17 protein-coding genes are annotated in these 20,209 nt (G+C 41.3%); 12 read left to right on the top strand and 5 right to left on the bottom strand.

Annotated features, from left to right (window positions below; all coding sequences use genetic code 11):
- Nucleotides 1-390: 390 nt before the first annotated feature.
- The 3 genes from G592_RS0115140 to pflB all read right to left on the bottom strand — a co-directional run bounded on the left by G592_RS0115140 (nucleotide 391) and on the right by pflB (nucleotide 4,001).
- Complete coding sequence (locus G592_RS0115140) at nucleotides 391-846, bottom strand: hypothetical protein (protein ID WP_028248543.1); 456 nt, start codon at nucleotides 844-846, stop codon at nucleotides 391-393.
- 143 nt (nucleotides 847-989) lie between these two features.
- Nucleotides 990-1,724: a pyruvate formate-lyase-activating protein gene (gene pflA, locus G592_RS0115135; RefSeq protein WP_028248542.1), complete on the bottom strand. Its 735-nt coding sequence runs from the start codon at nucleotides 1,722-1,724 to the stop codon at nucleotides 990-992.
- 18 nt (nucleotides 1,725-1,742) lie between these two features.
- Nucleotides 1,743-4,001: a formate C-acetyltransferase gene (gene pflB / locus G592_RS0115130; RefSeq protein ID WP_028248541.1), complete on the bottom strand. Its 2,259-nt coding sequence runs from the start codon at nucleotides 3,999-4,001 to the stop codon at nucleotides 1,743-1,745.
- 520 nt (nucleotides 4,002-4,521) lie between these two features.
- On the opposite strand from pflB, the gene G592_RS0115125 reads away from it, so the two are divergent.
- The 11 genes from G592_RS0115125 (at nucleotide 4,522) to G592_RS0115075 (ending at nucleotide 17,246) form a co-directional block, all read left to right on the top strand.
- On the top strand, nucleotides 4,522-6,372 hold the full coding sequence (locus G592_RS0115125) for a GGDEF domain-containing protein (protein ID WP_028248540.1): 1,851 nt from the start codon (nucleotides 4,522-4,524) through the stop codon (nucleotides 6,370-6,372).
- Between the two features lie 4 nt (nucleotides 6,373-6,376).
- Nucleotides 6,377-7,258, top strand: a complete 882-nt coding sequence (locus tag G592_RS0115120; RefSeq protein ID WP_028248539.1) for an exonuclease domain-containing protein — start codon at nucleotides 6,377-6,379, stop codon at nucleotides 7,256-7,258.
- A 126-nt stretch (nucleotides 7,259-7,384) separates the two neighbouring features.
- Nucleotides 7,385-7,957, top strand: coding sequence for a flavin reductase family protein (locus tag G592_RS0115115; protein WP_028248538.1), 573 nt, complete (start codon nucleotides 7,385-7,387; stop codon nucleotides 7,955-7,957).
- Nucleotides 7,957-9,261 carry a M18 family aminopeptidase gene (locus tag G592_RS0115110; RefSeq protein WP_028248537.1) on the top strand — a complete coding sequence of 435 codons (1,305 nt, stop codon included), beginning with the start codon at nucleotides 7,957-7,959 and terminating at the stop codon, nucleotides 9,259-9,261. Before G592_RS0115115 ends, G592_RS0115110 begins: the two co-directional genes overlap by 1 nt.
- Nucleotides 9,262-9,323: 62 nt before the next feature.
- A complete protein-coding gene (hisA, locus tag G592_RS0115105; RefSeq protein ID WP_028248536.1) occupies nucleotides 9,324-10,112 on the top strand; it encodes a phosphoribosylformimino-5-aminoimidazole carboxamide ribotide isomerase in 789 nt (262 codons plus the stop codon).
- A 26-nt stretch (nucleotides 10,113-10,138) separates the two neighbouring features.
- On the top strand, nucleotides 10,139-11,353 hold the full coding sequence (locus G592_RS0115100) for an LL-diaminopimelate aminotransferase (protein WP_028248535.1): 1,215 nt from the start codon (nucleotides 10,139-10,141) through the stop codon (nucleotides 11,351-11,353).
- Nucleotides 11,354-11,410: 57 nt separating this feature from the next.
- The gene (locus G592_RS0115095) at nucleotides 11,411-12,478 is read left to right on the top strand and encodes a GntR family transcriptional regulator (RefSeq protein ID WP_028248534.1); all 1,068 of its coding nucleotides are present in this window, start codon (nucleotides 11,411-11,413) and stop codon (nucleotides 12,476-12,478) included.
- Between the two features lie 152 nt (nucleotides 12,479-12,630).
- Complete coding sequence (araA, locus tag G592_RS0115090; RefSeq protein WP_028248533.1) at nucleotides 12,631-14,130, top strand: L-arabinose isomerase; 1,500 nt, start codon at nucleotides 12,631-12,633, stop codon at nucleotides 14,128-14,130.
- A gap of 130 nt (nucleotides 14,131-14,260) precedes the next feature.
- Nucleotides 14,261-14,917 (top strand): fructose-6-phosphate aldolase, encoded by a 657-nt coding sequence (gene fsa, locus G592_RS0115085; protein ID WP_028248532.1) that lies wholly within the window; start codon nucleotides 14,261-14,263, stop codon nucleotides 14,915-14,917.
- 27 nt (nucleotides 14,918-14,944) lie between these two features.
- On the top strand, nucleotides 14,945-16,540 hold the full coding sequence (locus tag G592_RS0115080; RefSeq protein ID WP_028248531.1) for a xylulokinase: 1,596 nt from the start codon (nucleotides 14,945-14,947) through the stop codon (nucleotides 16,538-16,540).
- 10 nt (nucleotides 16,541-16,550) lie between these two features.
- Nucleotides 16,551-17,246, top strand: coding sequence for an L-ribulose-5-phosphate 4-epimerase (locus tag G592_RS0115075; protein ID WP_028248530.1), 696 nt, complete (start codon nucleotides 16,551-16,553; stop codon nucleotides 17,244-17,246).
- Nucleotides 17,247-17,425: 179 nt separating this feature from the next.
- On the opposite strand, the gene G592_RS16750 is transcribed toward G592_RS0115075, so the two are convergent.
- Complete coding sequence (locus tag G592_RS16750; RefSeq protein ID WP_051194965.1) at nucleotides 17,426-18,142, bottom strand: N-acetylmuramoyl-L-alanine amidase family protein; 717 nt, start codon at nucleotides 18,140-18,142, stop codon at nucleotides 17,426-17,428.
- 117 nt (nucleotides 18,143-18,259) lie between these two features.
- On the bottom strand, nucleotides 18,260-19,414 hold the full coding sequence (locus G592_RS17255; protein WP_051194964.1) for a D-alanyl-D-alanine carboxypeptidase family protein: 1,155 nt from the start codon (nucleotides 19,412-19,414) through the stop codon (nucleotides 18,260-18,262).
- A 198-nt stretch (nucleotides 19,415-19,612) separates the two neighbouring features.
- On the opposite strand from G592_RS17255, the gene G592_RS0115060 reads away from it, so the two are divergent.
- Entirely contained in the window at nucleotides 19,613-20,155 is a 543-nt protein-coding gene (locus G592_RS0115060; RefSeq protein WP_028248529.1) for a glutathione peroxidase, read from the top strand.
- Nucleotides 20,156-20,209 lie beyond the last annotated feature (54 nt).

The raw sequence follows: 20,209 nt of genomic DNA, 5'->3' as shown, positions 1-20,209 counted from the left end.
AATCATTTTGTCATAAAACAATTGATAAAGCTTATTCTTTCGTTAGCCTTTGACAAAAAACTTTAATAATAGTCATTTTTTGTCAGGAAGCGTTCTGTAAGTCGCATACCTTCGTTGTCCAGTGACAAAATAAGGAACTTGCAGGCAAATTTTTGTCAGAGCCATTCTTATAAATTGCATATTCTCGTTATCTTTTGACAAAGGGCTTCGCCACAGTCCTATTTTTTTGAGCTTGTTTGCCTAGTATCTGCCAAAAGAGGCGCTGTCAAGAGGCGGCGAAGCCGAGCCGCCAGGCCTTGCACTTGACTGGGACTCTTGGCAGATAGAATGAACAAAGCTCAAATAAAAAGAGGTTTAGCCATAGACTAAACCTCTGAGATAAACTTATCTTTATTTCTCTCTAAAAATAGTTCTAAAAATTAATCTTACGAATGGGCCACAGTAGAAGAGCTGATATAAAAGCGCCATTGGGAAATTCATACCCCATGTCTGAATCCATGTTCCAAATGAGTGTGTATCCTTGAAAAGGAACATAGCGATAAGGCTCATTGTAGGGCACATGATACAGCAGATGCAAATTGAAATAGCATAAGTGATGAAATGTGGATTGTCCTTAGTTGGATCAATTACTGAAAAAGCAAGTCCTTTTGCAATCTTTCCAACAATGAAAAACTCTAATACGAAAGCGATTGGCACCATGATAGGAAGCTCTGAAAGGGCGATTACGAAAGTAGCGTTTGTAACACCACCCATGTTAAGTGCTACGTTGTAAACTACCATTCCATAGACCATGACTGTGGCCATAATAATTGTAAATACTACATCCTGAAATTTGTTTTTAGGCATAAAAAATCCTCCTTCTGATAATGAATAACATAATAAAAATGTGTTGTTCGTTATCATCCGGAGGATGTTTCGTTTCCAATAAAACCATTTTTGTATTGCTGAGAGATTGTATCACAGAAAATTAAATTTTGTAACCCCAAAAATTATTTTGCGCCTAAAATCTCTTTTGCATTTGCAATACGTTCTGCACTAGGTGATTCCACACCTTCGAGACGATATGGAATACCCATCTCCATGTATTTTGGAACACCGAGTGTATGATATGGAAGAACTTCTACACGTTCAACTGATTTTAATGTGTCAATGAATTCTCGAGTTCGGCGTAGGTAGTCATCATTATCACTGCAACCTGGAACGAGAACGTGGCGGATCCAGATAGGAATATTCATATCTGAAATTTCCTGAGCCATCTGAATAATGTTGGCGTTATCCACTCCAGTAAGCTCCTTATGAGCAGCAGGGTCAATATTTTTAATATCTAGTAAAACTGTATCAGTAAGGCTCATTAGCTCCTTCCACTTAGAATAAAAAGGTTCATCATGAGTGAAAGGCTGGCCTGCTGTATCGATGCAGGTGTTGATACCCTGAGCTTTAGCTTTTCTGAATAAATCCAGCATAAAGTCAATCTGGAGAAGTGGCTCGCCACCACTTACTGTGATGCCACCATCTTTTTTCCAGTATGGCTTGAAGCGAAGAGCCTTTTTCAAAAGCTCATCTGCAGTGAATTCCTGGCCAACTCCCTCAGCCCATGTGTCTGGGTTGTGGCAGAAGGCACAGCGCATTTTGCAGCCGTTTAGGAAAATGATGTAGCGGACCCCAGGGCCATCGACGGCACCGAAGCTTTCCAGCTTATTAACATAACCAACTATTTCACTCATTATATTACCTCTTATATCTTAAAGTGCCTCGTGGCAAGTACGTGCGATAACGTCAAGCTGTTGAGTCTTTGTTAAGTCAATGAACTTAACAGCGTATCCAGATACACGGATTGTGAAGTTAGCGTACTCTGGCTTCTCTGGATGCTCCATAGCATCGATGAGCTTCTCCTTACCAAATACGTTAACGTTAAGGTGATGAGCACCCTGATCGAAGTAACCATCAAGTACGTTAACAAGGTTTGCTGTACGCTCCTCATCTGTGTGACCAAGAGCACCTGGGTTGATTGTCTGTGTGTTAGAGATTCCATCAAGTGCCTCTTCATATGGAAGCTTAGCAACAGAGTTGAGGGAAGCGATAAGACCGTTAACCTCAGCACCGTATGATGGGTTAGCACCTGGTGAAAGTGGCTCGCCAGCTGGACGACCATCTGGAAGAGCACCTGTAGCCTTACCATAAACTACGTTTGAAGTAATAGTAAGGATTGATGTTGTAGGCTCTGAATCTCTGTATGTATGGATGTGACGAAGCTTGCCCATGAATGTACGAAGAAGCCAGATAGCGATTTCGTCAGCTCTGTCATCATCGTTACCGTAACGTGGGAAATCTCCCTCAATCTCGAAGTCCTTTGTGATGCCGTTCTCATCACGGATAGCCTTAACCTTTGCATACTTGATAGCTGAAAGTGAATCTACACAGTGTGAGAATCCAGCAATACCTGTAGCAAATGAACGACGTACGTGTGTATCGATGAGGGCCATCTGGCAAGCCTCATAGTAGTACTTGTCGTGCATGTAGTGAATCATGTTAAGTGTACCTACATAGAGGTGAGCAAGCCAATCCATCATCTGGTCGAACTTCTGCATAACCTCATCATAGTCAAGGTACTCAGATGTGATAGCCTTGTACTCTGGTCCAACCTGGTCGCCAGACTTCTCATCAACACCACCGTTGATAGCGTAAAGAAGGCACTTAGCAAGGTTTGCACGAGCACCGAAGAACTGAAGCTCCTTACCTGTCTCTGTTGCAGATACACAGCAGCAGATTGAGTAATCATCGCCCCATGTTACACGCATTACATCATCATTCTCGTACTGGATAGAAGATGTAGTAACAGAAATCTTTGAAGCGTACTTCTTGAATGACTCAGGAAGACGGCTTGAGTACATAACTGTAAGGTTTGGCTCTGGTGAAGGTCCCATGTTCTCAAGTGTGTGAAGGAATCTGTAGCAAGTCTTTGTAACCTGGTGACGACCATCAAGACCAATACCACCAACCTCGAGAGTAGCCCAAACTGGGTCACCTGAGAAGAGCTGGTTGTAAGACTCGATACGAGCAAACTTAACCATACGGCACTTCATTGTGAAGTGATCGATGATTTCCTGTGCCTCAGACTCAGTGATGATTCCCTTTGCAAGGTCACGTGAGAAGTAGATATCAAGGAATGTAGAAACACGACCTACTGACATAGCAGCACCATTCTGTGTCTTGATAGCTGCAAGGTAACCGAAGTATAACCACTGAACAGCTTCCTTAGCTGTACCAGCTGGCTTAGAAATATCGTAGCCGTAGATAGCAGCCATTTCCTTCATGCCCTTAAGAGCATTGATCTGATCTGTGATTTCCTCACGAAGCTGGAAATCGTAACGACGCATACCCTGACGAGCTGTAGCTGCGAAATCTGCCTGTTTCTTCTCGATAAGGTAATCAATACCGTAAAGAGCAACACGTCTGTAATCGCCTACGATACGTCCACGTCCGTATGTATCTGGAAGACCTGTAAGAATTTTATTGTGACGGGCCTTTTTCATCTCTGGTGTGTAGATGTCGAATACACCCTGATTATGTGTCTTGTGATATTTTGTAAAGATCTCGTGAAGCTTCTCGCTTGGCTCATAACCATACATTCTGCAAGACTGCTCAGCCATTGTGATACCACCGAATGGCATGAAAGCTCTCTTAAGAGGCTTGTCTGTCTGAAGACCAACAATCTGCTCGAGATCCTTTGTCTCTTCTGAAATGTAACCAGCGCCGTGAGAAGTAAGTGAAGATACAATATCTGTATCCATGTCGAGAACGCCACCCTTTGCACGTTCAGCTGCCTGAAGTTCCTGAAGCTTTCCCCAGAGAGTGTTTGTAGCCTCTGTTGGGTCTGCTAAGAAAGATTCATCTCCATCATATGGAGTGTAGTTGTTCTGGATGAAATCACGTACATCAACGTTGTCTTTCCAAACGCGACCTACGAATCCATCCCACTGTGAGAAATCGTGATTTGCCATGATTATTCTTCCTTTCTACTACAATAACATTAAATGCTTCACGCTAGTTGGGGTTGTGCTTACGCATATCATTGGACAGTTAGATGCGTCTAACACGCTAGCTGAGAAATACTATAACATATGTCTGACAAGAAAATAACAATGTACTTCAATTAATACATTGCAGATATAATTTTTGTTCAATTAACCAAAAATAAGGAAATTTTTTGACCCCAGAGATGGAAACTTATTGATAATTAAGTTACTATTCACAGTAGCTCTACCCATATTCATAATGGAAGTTTTTCAGACTTCTTTCTCAGTGCTAAAGCACTTAACATTATTCATATGGTAGAGCCACTGATTCCAGTTTATAAAATATTAAAAATTATTCTTTACCAAATGAATTTGGACAGAATATATTTTAATATTTTATAACTGTGAATAGTAACTTTTTTAAAAATAAATAACGAAAAAAACATAAAAATAGAGTACAATAGTCACAGTAGTATGGGGTGAATTTCGTATTGGGAGAAATGCTATGATCAACGGCAAGAAATTAGTGGTTCTATGCGCATATCGAGTTTACGATGCGCAGGTATTTAGTTTTGTAGCAGAGTTAAACAGGCTTTTAAATGAAAAGGATTGCTGCCTGTTTGTCTATGCATTGAATACGGAGATTGGCAACAGCGGTGACAATCAGGCGGAAACTGCAGTCTTTGATTTGATTCCATACGACAAGACCGATGCTCTTGTTATCATGGATGAGAAAATAAAGAGTCGCGAGCTTGTCCAGAGTATTATCGAAAAGGCGGATAATTATAATGTACCTTCAGTTGTGATAGATGGTCATTATGATGGCGTTTCCTTTGTAAATTATGATTATGAAAAGGGCTTTGAGGCCGTAGTGCGCCATGTCATCGAAGATCATCATGTTACCCGTCCTCATTTCATGGCAGGAAAACGCACAAGCGAGTTTTCAAATGCCAGAATAGAGGTATTCAAAAAGGTAATTGCTGAAAACGGAATAGCTTTCGATGAAAGTATGCTTAGCTATGGTGATTTCTGGTCTATGCCAGCCAGACTTGCAGCCCAGGAAATCATTAGAAAAGGCAGCCTTCCAGAAGCAGTTATTTGTGCCAACGACATCATGGCTATTAATGTCTGTGATGTTTTTCAGGAGGCAGGGCTTAGGATACCTGATGACATTATCGTTACAGGTTTTGATGGTATAGAAGAAGCATTTTGGTCTGTTCCTGGAATTACTACAGCAGCCTGCAATAGCAAGGAGCTTGCTGCAGCTATAATGGAAGTAGTTAAGCAGTTGGTTAAGGGCGAGAAATATGTTGAAAAGTGGATTACACCATCATTTATTGCAAACGAATCCTGCGGATGTCCAAGATGTCAGCTTGATTTATTGTCAGTTGTAGATGGTTTGAACAATAGATTTTATCATCATCAGGATGATATCCATATTATGCAAAACATCGCTTCCCGCACAATGGGAGGACAGTCTTTGGAGGAATGTATTCATTATCTGAAGAATCCTATGACAGCTCATACCTGTTGCGTTATAGAGGAGTCTTGTTTTGATTTGGAAAACAATTTTTTCGTTGAAGAAGCTACCAGTGGGAATAAGTGCGTATTCCTTGATTCATATTCTGACGAGGACAAGATTAAACCTTATGATTCAGAGACAATCATTCCTCATTTAGATGGAATTTTGGAGAAGGGTTATCCATTGGTTTTCAATGCACTTGAATACATGGGTAAATCCCCAGGATTTATTTGCTATACATACCCACGATTTGATATTATTGACTACGCGAAAATGCCGGCTATTACCAACAGTATTGGAATGGGAATTGGCGGTTATGTTTCAATGAAATATCAGCAATATCTCCGTGATAAAATCAGGAGAATGTATCAGAATGATGCTCTTACAGGGCTCTATAACAGAATGGCATTCAAGGGTCATTTTGAGGAGTTGAAGGAGAATCCTGTTAATAACGGACAGCCACTCACAGTTATTATGGCTGATCTAAACGGTCTGAAATCTATCAACGATACCTGCGGCCATAGTGCTGGTGACCATGCCATTGCTACAGTTGCCAAGGCACTTACAGACGCATGCCCACCTAGCGCTATCAGCGTAAGATTCGGTGGCGATGAGATGTTTAGTTTTGTTATCGGTGACTGTAATACAGACGAAATCATTGCTGATATTGAAGACGAATTAAATGATGAAAGCGAGAGGCTGGAATACAATATTTCTGCCAGCCTTGGAATATATGAAACAATCTTCCATGAAGAAATAGACTTGGAAGAGGTTATTGGCCATGCGGATGAGCAGATGTACAGCGTGAAGCGCAAGGTCAAAGAAGGGCGGTAATTTAGTGAGCACTAACACAGCAAAACAAACTACAAAGAAAAAGGGGCCAAGTCAGACTGCACCATTAGGCTTCAAAGGAAAGAATCAAGCATTCCTGGATGCCGAATACTTAAGTGCCAGATTTAAAAAGACCTCGATTGAGGATGTTATTTCTGTGGGAGTGGTCATTACTAATCCAGAGCATGAGGAGTTGGACAGATTTTATTCTACTGTTCAGCTTACCAGAGGACATAAGCTTCCACCTCTTATTACAGAGCTTACAGGCCTTACAAATGAAGAGCTTGAATTCGCACCTAGTTACGAGGATGTTATGACAGAGCTTATTGACCTTATTAAGAAATGGCAGGTTGGTAAGATTTGCGTCTGGGGTGGCGATAAAAATAATTTCCAGAGAGATTTTGAGTCAAGAAATCTGGAGAAGCCTCTCAAGAGAAGCGTGGCAAAATTTATCAGCACTTTTGAGAATATTCAAAAGGACGTGAGTCTGGATATCACAGGTGGTTTGGATGCCAATCTTTCACTGGCAGATATGAAGACTATCTGTGGACTTGGTGGTCATGTAGCCCATAATGCATTAAATGATGCGGAAGATATGCTTGAGTGTATCAGAATCATCGAGAGAGATGAGATGAAATACGATGGCATTGAGGCTGCAGAATATAAGAAATTCCGAGGTGAATATGTGAAGAATCGAAGCTTCGATGATCCAGAGGTGGATGAGGATTATATTATCGATTCACCACTTGGAGTGCAGTTCTTAGAGGAGCTTAAGGGCAGAGGTTTTGCTGATGACCCTAAGACCAAAGCTTTCATGGATGATCTGGGATTTATTCTTGGTAAGGGAAATGTATATATGGGTACTTTCTCTGAGATGATGAATGAATAAGAAAGTATTACCCGATTTTCGGTTTAGAGGTTAAAATGTAGAATTCCGCGCCTGCATTTTAACCTCTTTTTTTTACTAGGGAATTAAGGTATATTGGTATAGATTTAGAGCGTTTAGGAGGTGCTTATGGCAAAGCAAAAATGGAAACCAGGAAATATGGTTTACCCACTTCCAGCGGTTATGGTCACCTGCCGCGGAAAAGATGGGAAAGACAATGTTTTGACTGTTGCCTGGACAGGTACAGTTTGCACTAATCCGCCTATGGCATATATATCAGTTAGACCTAGCAGACATTCCTATCCAATGATTATGGAGACAGGAGAGTTTGCTATTAATCTCACCACAGAGGAGCTGTCATTTGCTACAGATTACTGCGGTGTTACATCTGGAAAAGATGTAGATAAATTTAAAAAGTGCGGTCTTCATAAGGTGGAGGCTGACGAGATAAATGTTCCTCTTATTGAGGAATCTCCAGTTAACATCGAATGCCGGGTTCGCGAGGTTCATGAGTATGGCAGTCACACTATGTTTGTGGCAGATGTTCTCTGTGTTCATGCAGATGAAAAATATATGAATGAGACAGGCAAATTCGAGTTGGAAAAAGCAGGACTTTTGGCATACAGCCATGGCACTTATTATGGATTGACAAAGCCTCAGGGCACATTTGGATATTCAGTAAAGAAAGAAGGGAAAAAATAATGAACAAGACAGTAAAGGGTTTATTTGATTTTATAGAGAAGAGTCCATCACAGTTTCACGTTGTAGCTAATCAGCGTCAGATATTTTTAGATGCCGGTTTTGAGGAGCTGACAGAGGCAAGCAGCTGGAAGCTTAAGCTTGGTGGCAATTATTTCGTTACAAGAAATGGTTCATCAATTCTTGCATTCAGAATGCCAAAGAAGGAATACAAGAGCTTCATGATTATGGCATCACACAGTGATTCACCTACATTCAGAATCAAGGAAATGCCAGAGATGAAGGAAGGTCATTATGTAAAGCTCAATACAGAGCGCTATGGCGGAATGCTTATGGCACCTTGGTTTGACAGACCTCTTTCTATTGCAGGCCGTGCCATTGTCAGAACAAAGACTGGTATTCAGACAAAGCTTGTTAATTTAGACAGAGATTTATGTATGCTTCCATCCCTTGCAATTCACATGAATCGCGAGGCAAATGACGGCTACAAATACAACGCACAGAAAGATTTGCTTCCACTTATTTCCATGGACGAAAAGTTCAATCTTAAGGATTTTGTGGCAGAGTCTCTTGGCGTGAAGGCTGATGACATCGTTGGCTCTGATTTATTCTTATATAACAGAGATGCTGGTCGCGTATGGGGCGCAAAAGATGAATTCATTTCCATCGGACGTCTTGATGATTTACAGTGTGCATACAGCTCAATGATGGGTATCGTAAATGCGAAGAACAATGATTCGGCTGTGGAGATTCATGTAACATTTGATAACGAGGAAGTAGGCAGTGGTACAAAGCAGGGTGCTGATTCTACATTCCTTTATGATACTTTGGTTCGTATAAACGAAGCGATGAAAGGAAACAATTCAAAGCTTCTTGAAACAATCGCAAATTCATTTATGGTATCAGCTGACAATGCTCATGCACTTCATCCAAACTATGCTGAGAAGAGCGATCCTACTAACAAGGTATATATGAATGAGGGTGTGGTTATTAAGTTCAATGCTAATCAGAAGTACATGACAGACGGTCTGGCATTCGGCATTTTCTCAGAAATTTGCAAGAAGGCAAAGGTGCCATTCCAGACATTTGTAAACCGTTCTGATGTGGCAGGTGGATCTACACTTGGAAATATCTCAAATGCCCACGTGTCTATTAACGGCGTGGATATCGGTTTGGCTCAGCTTGCCATGCACTCACCTTATGAGACAGCAGGTGTGAAAGATACCGAATATTTATTGAAAATTGCTACCAAATTTTACGAAACTATCATTGAAAGTACAGCCGTAGACAGTTATACTTTGAAGTGATTTTTACTTTAGCGTGATAAAGAGCGCTGGAAATTAAATTTCACTGGGAGGATTTTGGGAGTATGGAATTCAGGCCATGCATTGATATTCATGATGGTAAGGTCAAGCAAATCGTTGGTTCCACAATTTCAGATTTGTGGAAGGAGAACGGTCATCCTCAGGAGAATTTTGTAGCAGATAAAGATGCAGTCTACTATGCTAATCTTTACAAGCGAGATGGTCTCAAGGGTGGACATATTATTAATCTCAACAAGAAGGGTACTAAGGAATACGAGGCATCAAAGGAAGCGGCAATTAAGGCCCTGAAAGCTTACCCTGGCGGATTACAATATGGCGGTGGTGTAGACGACACAAATGCCTTGGATTATATCCAGGCCGGAGCCAGCCACGTTATTGTAACTTCATTTGTATTTAATGGTGGTCGCGTTGATTACGACGCATTAAAACATCTGTCTAAGGTGGTAGGTCGAGAGCATCTGGTTCTTGATTTATCATGCACAAGAGTAGACGACAAATTCTACATTGTTACTGACAGATGGCAGAAGAGAACAGACGAAATTATTACATATAATTTCCTTGATAAACTTGCTTTCTACTGCGATGAATTTTTAGTTCATGCAGCAGATGTAGAGGGCAGACAAAATGGTATAGACAGAGATTTAGTTGGTTTGTTGTCATCATATAAAAAGGTGCCGGTTACATATGCCGGAGGTGTTTCCGATTATGGCGACATCGAGCTTATCAGCTATCTTTCTGATAATAATATGGATTTCACCGTTGGTTCAGCTTTGGACTTATTCGGTGGACATCTTTCATATGACAGAATAGTTAAGAGAATTGTTAACCGATAGTTTTTCGGTCACTTAAGGAGGTACACATGTTTAAGGTAAACACTAATTTTCAGAAGCTTCCAGGCAGCTACTTATTTTCTACAATTGCTAAGAAGGTAGCAGCTTACAGCGAGGCTAATCCAAATGCAGATATCATCAGACTTGGTATTGGTGATGTTACACAGCCAATTGCACCAGCAATGATTAAGGCTCTTCACGATTCAGTTGATGAGATGGGAAGCGCTTCTACCTTCCATGGTTACGCTCCAGATTTAGGATATCCATTCCTTCGCGAGACAATCGCAAAGAATGATTACCAGGCTAGAGGCTGCGATATTTCTGCAGATGAAATCTTCGTTTCAGATGGTGCTAAGTCCGACTCAGCTGATATTCAGGAGCTTTTCGCACCAGACGTTAAGATTGCAGTTTGTGATCCAGTATATCCAGTTTACGTTGATTCAAATGTTATGGCAGGCCGTCTTGGTACTTACGATGAGAAGCTTGGCAAGTGGTCAGATCTTATCTACATGCCAACAACTGCAGAGAACAAATTCGTTCCTGAGTTCCCTAAGGAAGTTCCAGATGTAATTTATCTTTGCCTTCCAAACAACCCTACAGGTACAACTCTTACAAAGAGCCAGCTTCAGCTTTGGGTTGATTATGCAAATAAGAACGGCAGTCTTATTATCTTTGATGCGGCTTACGAGGCATACATTTCAGAGGCTGATGTTCCTCACTCAATTTACGAGTGTACTGGTGCAAAGACTTGCGCTATCGAGATTCACTCATTCTCTAAGAACGCAGGCTTCACAGGTGTTCGTCTTGGCTACACAGTAGTACCTAAGGATCTTGTATTTGATGGTGCTTCACTTAATGCTATGTGGGCTCGTCGTCACGGTACAAAGTTCAACGGTGCACCATACATCATCCAGCGTGCTGGTGAGGCTGTTTACTCAGCAGAGGGACAGGCTCAGATTAAAGAGCAGGTTGGCTACTACATGAACAATGCTAAAACAATCTACACAGGTCTTAAGGACGCTGGCTTCGAGGTATATGGTGGTGTTAACGCTCCATACATCTGGCTAAAGACTCCAGACAACATGACATCTTGGGACTTCTTCGATTATCTTCTTGAGAAGGTTCAGATTGTTGGTACACCTGGTGCAGGATTTGGTCCTTCAGGTGAGGGTTACTTCAGACTGACAGCTTTCGGTTCAGCAGAAAATACTGCAAGAGCTATTGAGAGAATCAAGACTTTATAAGATTATTTTAAGAGCTAAGGAATTAACTTTCCTTAGCTCTTTTGTTATTATTAATCTATGGTTAAAGCGAAGAATGAATTGATAATTAAAGATATAAAGAAGGCAATAAATTCTGGTAAATATGAGCCGGGGCAGAAGATACCTTCGGAGAATCAGCTGGCCCTTGATTATGATGTCACCAGACAGACTGTGCGTAAGGCCCTGGGAAAGCTCATAGACGAGGGCTATCTCTATGCTAAACATGGCAGTGGAACCTTTGTGGCTAAGCGTCTTCAAAAGAGAGGAAAGAGCAAGAATATCGCCGTGGTTTCCACTTACATGTCGGACTATATTTTCCCAAGAGTCATTCAGGGAATCAATCAGGTCCTGTCTGACAATGGCTATAGTATTCTGTTGAAGACTACTAACAATTCCCGTAAGGGTGAGGCCTGGTGTATGGAGGAGCTGCTTTCAAAGAACATAGACGGCATGATTATTGAACCTAGCCAAAGCGCCATCAGTTGTCAGCATCAGGTACTGTATGACCAGATGGATGCCATGGGAATACCTTATGTTTTCATCCAGGGCTGCTATGAATCCATGATGGACAGACCACACGTAATGCTTGATGATGTGGAAGGTGGCAGGCTTATTACAGAGCATTTGATAAAGCTTGGACATAAGCGTATAGCAGGTATTTTTAAGGCAGATGATACTCAGGGAATTCTTCGTCACAAGGGCTATGTGAAAGCTCTACAGGATGCCGGAATTGCTTACGACCCTGATATGGTAATTTGGTTTCACACCAAGGACAGAACCATGAAGCCTATGGAAGGTATACTTGGACTTATAGAAAAAGGACTGGCGTTTCATGGGGTAGTTTGCTACAACGATGAGATTGCGGCAGATGTAATTAAGGGACTTAAAAATATTGGTAGAAATGTACCCGAGGACATATCGGTGACAGGGTTTGATAATTCACTGTTGTCACAGAGCAGGGGAATCACCACTATTTCTCATCCACAGGAAGAGTTTGGGCACAGGGCTGCTGAGACCCTTATAGGACTTATTGAGGGAAGTATTAGCAGGAAGGATGCTCAGGTTTTGCTGACACCTGAGTTGGTGGAGAGGAAAAGCACCGTGTAACTTGTACACCCTAGAATAAACATGTCTACTGTGGAAAACTATTGATTTTATAACGAATTTGTTGATAAGGAATACAACTTGTGCATAAAAGTGTACAAGTTGTATTCTTTTTTTAAGGACTATAGTTTTTGTAGTATTGGAGGATAATTTTTATGAAGACACAGCTTAACTACAAGTTTTGGTTCTGCACAGGTTCGCAGGATCTCTACGGTGATGAGTGCTTATCACACGTAGCAGCACACTCAAAGGAAATCGTTGAGTGTCTTAACAAATCAGGAAAGCTTCCATTTGAAGTTGTTTGGAAGCCAACAATGATTACAAACGAAGTAATCAGACGTACTTTTAACGAGGCAAACAATGATGAGACATGTGCTGGTGTAATCACATGGATGCACACATTCTCACCAGCAAAGTCATGGATTCTTGGCCATCAGGAGCTTAGAAAGCCACTTTGCCACTTACACACACAGTACAACCGTGAGATTCCATACGAGACAATGGATATGGATTTCATGAATGAAAATCAGGCCGCTCATGGTGACAGAGAGTATGCTCATATCCTTTCAAGAATGGGTGTTGAGAGAAAGACAATAGTTGGATACTGGCAGGACGCTGAAGTTCAGGAGAAGCTTGCATCATGGATGCGCACAGCAATAGGTGTAGTAGAGTCAAGCCATATCCGTGTAATGAGAATTGCAGACAACATGCGTAACGTTGCAGTTACAGAAGGAGATAAGGTAGAGGCTCAGCTTAAGTTTGGCTGGGAGGTAGATGCTTATCCAGTAAATGAAATTGCAGAGGCAGTTGCAGCAGTTTCTCAGTCAGATATAAATGCACTTGTAGATGAATATTATGGTAAATACGATATTTGTCTCGAGGGACGTAATCCTGAGGAGTTTAGAAGACATGTAGCTGTTCAGGCTCAGATTGAGCTTGGTTTTGAGAGATTCCTTGAGGAAAAGAACTATCAGGCAATCGTAACACACTTTGGTGACCTTGGCGCATTACAGCAGCTTCCAGGTCTTGCTATTCAGAGACTTATGGAGAAGGGCTATGGCTTTGGTGCAGAAGGTGACTGGAAGGTTGCTGCAATGGTTCGCCTTATGAAGATAATGACTACAGGCATGAAGGATGCAAAGGGTACTTCAATGCTTGAGGATTACACATATAACCTAGTAAAGGGCAAGGAAGGTATTATACAGGCTCACATGCTTGAGATTTGCCCAACTATTTCTGACGGCCCAATTCAGATTAAGTGCCAGCCACTTTCAATGGGAAATCGTGAAGATCCAGCACGTCTTGTATTCCAGTCAAAGGAAGGCAAGGGTATTGCTACCTCTCTTATCGATTTAGGAAATCGCTTCCGTCTTATTATTCAGGATGTTGATTGCAAGAAGGTTGAGAAGCCACTTCCAAAGCTTCCTACAGCTATCAACTTCTGGACACCAAAGCCAGACTTCTATACAGGAACAGAGGCATGGCTCCTTGCAGGTGGCGCTCATCACACAGCATTTACATATGATCTTACTGCTGAGCAGATGGGTGACTGGGCTGCAGCTATGGGAATTGAGGCGGTTTACATTGACGCTGATACAAAGATTCGTGACTTTAAGCGCGACCTTGCACTTGGAAGTCTTGTGTATGGAAAGTAAAAATCTTGCCATTAGTTAGTCATTAATTTGATTGTGGAGGTTTTAACGTAGTACTAGAATTGTTATCACAGACACAATTGATTAAAAATATGGCTCAAGTATTTGAGCAGTAGAAAGAAGGAGAAAAGAAATGAAGTTATTCGTTGACACTGGAAAAATTGAGGACATTAAGAAGGCAAATGATCTTGGAGTAATCTGCGGAGTTACTACAAACCCATCACTTATCGCTAAAGAGGGTGGACGTGCTCAGGAAGATATCCTTAAGGAAATTGCTTCAATCGTTGATGGACCTATCTCAGGAGAGGTTAAAGCTACTACAGTTGACGCTGAAGGTATGATTAAGGAAGGTCGTGAGATTGCTGCTATGCATCCAAACATGGTTGTAAAGATTCCTATGACTGCAGAAGGTCTTAAGGCAGTAAAGGTTCTTTCAGCTGAGGGCATCAAGACAAATGTTACACTTATCTTCTCAGCAAACCAGGCTATTCTTGCTGCAAATGCTGGAGCTACATATGTTTCACCATTCCTTGGTAGACTTGATGACATCAACATGGCAGGTATTGATCTTATCCGTGATATCGCAGAGATCTTCGACATCTATGGATATGAGACAGAGATTATTGCTGCATCAGTTCGTAATCCAATTCATGTTACAGACTGCGCACTTGCAGGTGCACACATTGCAACAGTACCATACTCTGTAATTGAGACAATGATTAATCATCCTCTTACAACTGCAGGAATTGAGAAATTCCAGAAAGACTATATCGCAGTATTTGGAGAGTAAAAATTAAATTATTGGGGGAAATAATTTATGAATATTAATGAAATTATCGCGGAGGGTAAACGTACCGCCCTCGGAATCGAGTTCGGTTCAACACGTATTAAGGCAGTTTTAGTTGACGAGGAGAACAAGGTTCTTGCGCAGGGAGATCATGAGTGGGAGAACCACCTTGATAACGGTATCTGGACATACCCACTTGAAGAGGTATGGGAAGGTGTTCAGGACTGCTACGCTAAGCTTAAGAAAGACGTTAGCGACAAGTACGATGTAAAGCTAAAAAAGCTTGGTGCAATTGGCTTCTCAGCTATGATGCATGGTTATCTTGCATTTGATAAAGATGATAATCTTTTAGTTCCATTTAGAACTTGGAGAAACACAATTACAGGAGAGGCAGCAGCAGAACTTTCTAAGGAACTCAACTTCAACATGCCTCAGCGCTGGAGTATTTCACACTACTATCAGTGCATCCTTAATAAAGAACCACATGTACCAAATGTAGCTTACTTTATGACACTTGCATGCTATGTTCACTATAAGATGACAGGCAGAAAAGTTGCAGGCGTTGGTGAAGCATCAGGTATGTTCCCAATCGACTCAACAACATGCCAGTACGACAAGGCTATGCTTGAGAAGTTCAACAAGCTTGCAGCAGCACACGGTGTTAGCACAAAGGTTGAGGATCTTCTTCCAGAGGTACTTGTAGCTGGTGATGATGCTGGTACTCTTACAGCAGAAGGTGCTAAGCTTCTTGATCCTACAGGAGAGCTCGAGCCAGGATGCCCACTTGCTCCACCAGAAGGTGATGCAGGTACAGGTATGGTTGCTACAAATGCTGTTTCTGTTGGAACAGGTAACGTATCAGCTGGTACATCTGTATTCTCTATGGTTGTACTTGAGAAGGCTCTTTCTAAGCCATACGAGGAAATCGATATGGTAACAACACCAACAGGTGAGGCAGTAGCTATGGTACACTGCAACAACTGTACATCAGACCTTAACTCTTGGATTGGTATCTTTAAGGAGTTTGCTGATGCATTTGGTGTAGATATTTCTATGAATGATATTTACGGTACTCTTTATCGCAAGGCTCTTACAGAAGATGCAAACTGCGGCGGAGTATTATCATACAACTACTTTGGTGGTGAGCCAGTAGTTGGTGTAAACGAAGGACGTCCTATGGTTGTTCGTCAGCCAGATGCCAAGTTTACACTTGCAAACTTTATGCGTTCAAACCTTTACGGAGCCCTTGGTGTTCTTAAGATTGGTAACGACATTCTCTTAAAGCAGGAGAAGGTTAACATCAAGTCTATTACAGGACACGGCGGATTCTTCAAGACAAAGGGTGTTGGACAGTCAGTACTTGCAGCAGCTTTAAATGCACCTATCACTGTAATGGCTACAGCTGGTGAAGGCGGCGCTTGGGGTATGGCAGTACTTGCAAATTACTGCATCCGTGATGACAAGGCTCAGGACTTCCAGAGCTATCTTGATGAGAAAGTATTCGCAGGACAGGAGTCTACAACAATGGAGCCAGATCCAGAGATGGTAAAGGGTTACGATGAGTGGATTGCAGAGTACAAGAAGGCTCTTAAGGCTGAGGCAGCTGCAGTAGAGAACTGGAGATAGGAGAACTTTAATGTTAGAAGAATTAAAAAAACAGGTATACGAAGCAAATATGGAGTTGCCTAAGCGTGGCCTCGTTACTTATACATGGGGAAATGTTTCAGGTATCGACAGAGCTTCTGGAATCTTTGCTATCAAGCCATCAGGCGTTGAATATGAAGATTTAAAGCCAGAGGATATGGTTCTTGTAAATCTTGATGGTGAAGTTGTAGAAGGTAAGTATCGTCCAAGCTCAGACACAGCTACTCACTGCGAGCTTTATAAGAAATATGAGAATATTGGTGGTGTTGTTCACACTCACTCTACCTATGCAGTAGCATGGGCTCAGGCAGGCAGAGACATTCCTCTTTATGGTACAACCCACGCAGATTACTTCTGCGGAACAATCCCATGTACCAGAAATCTCACACCTGAGGAAATCGATGAGGCTTACGAAGTTAACACAGGTAAGGTTATCATCGAGACATTCGAGGAGAGAGGTGTTAATACAAAGTATGTGCCTGGTGTTATCTGCAAGAACCACGGACCATTCACATGGGGCAAGGATGCAGATCAGGCCGTATACAACGCAGTAGTACTTGAAGAGGTTGCAAAAATGGCACTTTTCACAGAGCAGGTAAATCCACAGGTTGAGCCAGCTCCAGATTGCATCCGCGACAAGCATTTCAACCGTAAACACGGAGCAAACGCATACTACGGACAGAATTAAGACTTTTTTCTCAGTTTTTACTCAGAATCTTCACAATTAGAAATACGTGAAGTTATATAATGGTATCACTAATAATAGATTAAGCCATTCGTTACCGAACGGGGTAGCGGGTGGCTTTTTCGACGTGTATAACAAAAAAGGAGATAGCGCTAAGGCTATCTCCAAAACACTATTCTTATTTACTTCTGAGAATAATAGCTGTCAATTCCAGAAACGATACCTTCGGCGATTTTCAGAAGGTATTCAGAATCTGCAAGCTTTTCGTCATCTTCCTGATTTTTAAGGTTTCCAATAATAACTACAGCATTAGGAACTGTACACCAGTTGATCCCCAATAATTTATCAGATTCAGCCACCTCATATTTCTTAGGTGCTGCTTTCTCAGTGATACTACCAAGTAAAGTATCAGCAAGCAATCTACTGTTTCTGTAGTTGGTCATGCTATAAGGATTATCCTTTGTCTGGCAAATGACCTTCACGCCACTTGAATCATCCTCAGGACCACTTGCGTGGATGCTTATATATAGATCAGCTTTAAGAGTATTTGCAATCATAGCTCTGTCTGAATTAGACATGTTCACGTCATTAGTACTACGTGTAAGCTCAACTTTATATTCATCACCAAGAAGCTCTTTTACTTTTAAAGCAACGGAAAGATTCATGTCATATTCGTTCGTGCCAGTAGTAACGCCCTTTGCACCAACCATATCCTCTGAAACCCATTTCCATGTTCCTGGTCCAATAGATTCTTTATCATTGTTCTCTATAGCCTGACATCCAGGATCAATAACGATGACACGTTGCTTAGCCTGAACATTAAGGTTGGACAAACTAAATGTGGCAAAAAGGAGAATTACCAGAATTATTGAGTTGAACTTTTTAAGATTTTTAATCATGGACAACACTCCCTTCTTATAATTTCAATACCTAAGTATATTATCGACCTTTCCTGTGAAAAATGTATGTTATTTTTCATTGAAAAATAATGTTAAACGATTAAGTTTTCTTAGGTTTTACAAATAATAATTTTGGAAGCCCATATTGATTAATCTGTTAGTTTCATAGTATCTCATTGAGACTGTATTGCCATCGAACATCTTGCGGTTTTTAGCTCCAAGAACAACAGAAATAACTGATTTTTCATTTTGCTTGGCTACACAAACAAGACACTGGCCGGCTCTGTTAGCAGTTCCCGTCTTACCACCGATTACATATGGATTGTAGTATCCACTTTTAGGATTAATTAATGAATCGGTATTCTCAAGGAGTCTTGGTGTAGGACACAGATTTGTAGCTGGAAGAACAGCAGTAGTAACGTTGAAGTACTTATTAAACAAAGGATGTTGAATTCCGTTAGCTGCTATTAAGTATAGGCTGTATGCATTGGTGTACATATTTTTATCTGGATAACCTGAAGGATTTGTAAAATTGGTATCCACACAACCAAGCTGAGCAGCCCTTGCGTTCATCATTGCTACGAAGTTTGGAACAGAACCAGCAACTAATTCTGCAAGAACATTACACGAATGACAGTCTGAGCTTACCATCATAGCTGTAAGGAGCTGATCCACATTGAATACTTCTCCGGCCTGCAGACGTGGAGAAACATGGCTGGCATCCCGTGGCATTCCCTGAATAGATGTAGCAGAGACTATTACAGGGGTATCAAGAGTGAACTGGCCAGCTTCGATTGCTTCTATAGTAAGTAAAGCTGTCATTATCTTTGTGGTGCTGGCTGGTTCTAATCTGTCTGTGGCCCCCTGTGAATAAAGTGGCTTTCCATTACTTAGATTCATAACAAGTGCAGCTTTGGCATCCATGGATGTGAGCTTGTAAGCTGTAGTATTTGGCTGCATGGAAAGAGCCTGCTGTGAAATATAAAAAGGTGAACCTCCTATATCAACACGCCAGTAGCCGTTGCTGGTTAAGCCTGTTACAAGTACAGGACTATTAGCTGTCAATGTAGTTACATATGTAGCTGGATCTGCGTCAGCAAAGACTTCTGTACCGTTGCAGGACAAAAGTGTACCGTTTGCTTCTGAAACGGTGTAGGATGCTGCTCTTGCATGAATTGAATTTGCAGGAATGAATCCTAGCAATAGTGAGATAACAAATGCGAACTTAAGAAAGTTTAAGACAATCCCCCTGGAAAAAATAGACTTTCTCATAAATCACCCTCCCCAATAAAAATACTATAATTATTGTAACAGATAAGGCAATAAATGCTCAATCAATAAAAATTCACAAAATAATTGTTGACAAATAAAATTTAATTGCGTACAATCTAATTATAAAATCGATTGCACGCAATTTATTGAGAAAAAAAGTAACGAAAATATAAGTCAATGAAAACGGAGGATTACACAATGGGATTCTATGATTTATCAGTAGAGCAGGCAAATGGCGAGATGCTTTCAATGAAGGAATTTGAAGGCAAGGTAGTAATGGTTGTAAATACAGCTACAGGCTGTGGTTTTACACCACACTACAAGGATATCGAGCGTATCTATGAGACATATCATGAGAAAGGTTTCGAGGTAGTAGACGTTCCTTGTAACCAGTTCGCAGGTCAGACACCTGGAAATGATGATGAGATTCATGAGTTCTGCCAGCTTAACTACAACACACAGTTCCCACAGATGAAGAAGACAGATGTTAATGGCGAGAACGCTACAGAGTTATTCAAGTATCTTAAGTCTCAGAAGGGCTTCGAAGGATTCGGTAAGGGTCCTGCAGCTCTTGCTATGGGCGTAATGCTTAAGAAGATTGACAAGGATTACAAGAACAACCCAGAAATCAAGTGGAACTTTACTAAGTTCATCATCGATCGTCAGGGTAATGTTGTGGCACGTTTTGAGCCTACAGCAGACATGAAGAAGGTGGAGGAATGTGTAGCTTCTCTTATCTAATATAGGGGTAGTCATTTGAGGACAAAATCGTTACAATTATCTGAGGGGTAAGAA

This window comes from Pseudobutyrivibrio ruminis CF1b, from assembly GCF_000424005.1.
Classification (GTDB): Bacteria; Bacillota; Clostridia; order Lachnospirales; family Lachnospiraceae; genus Pseudobutyrivibrio; species Pseudobutyrivibrio ruminis_C.
The sequence above is the reverse complement of the archived record's forward strand: the minus strand, read 5'-3'. Positions and strand labels throughout refer to the sequence as shown.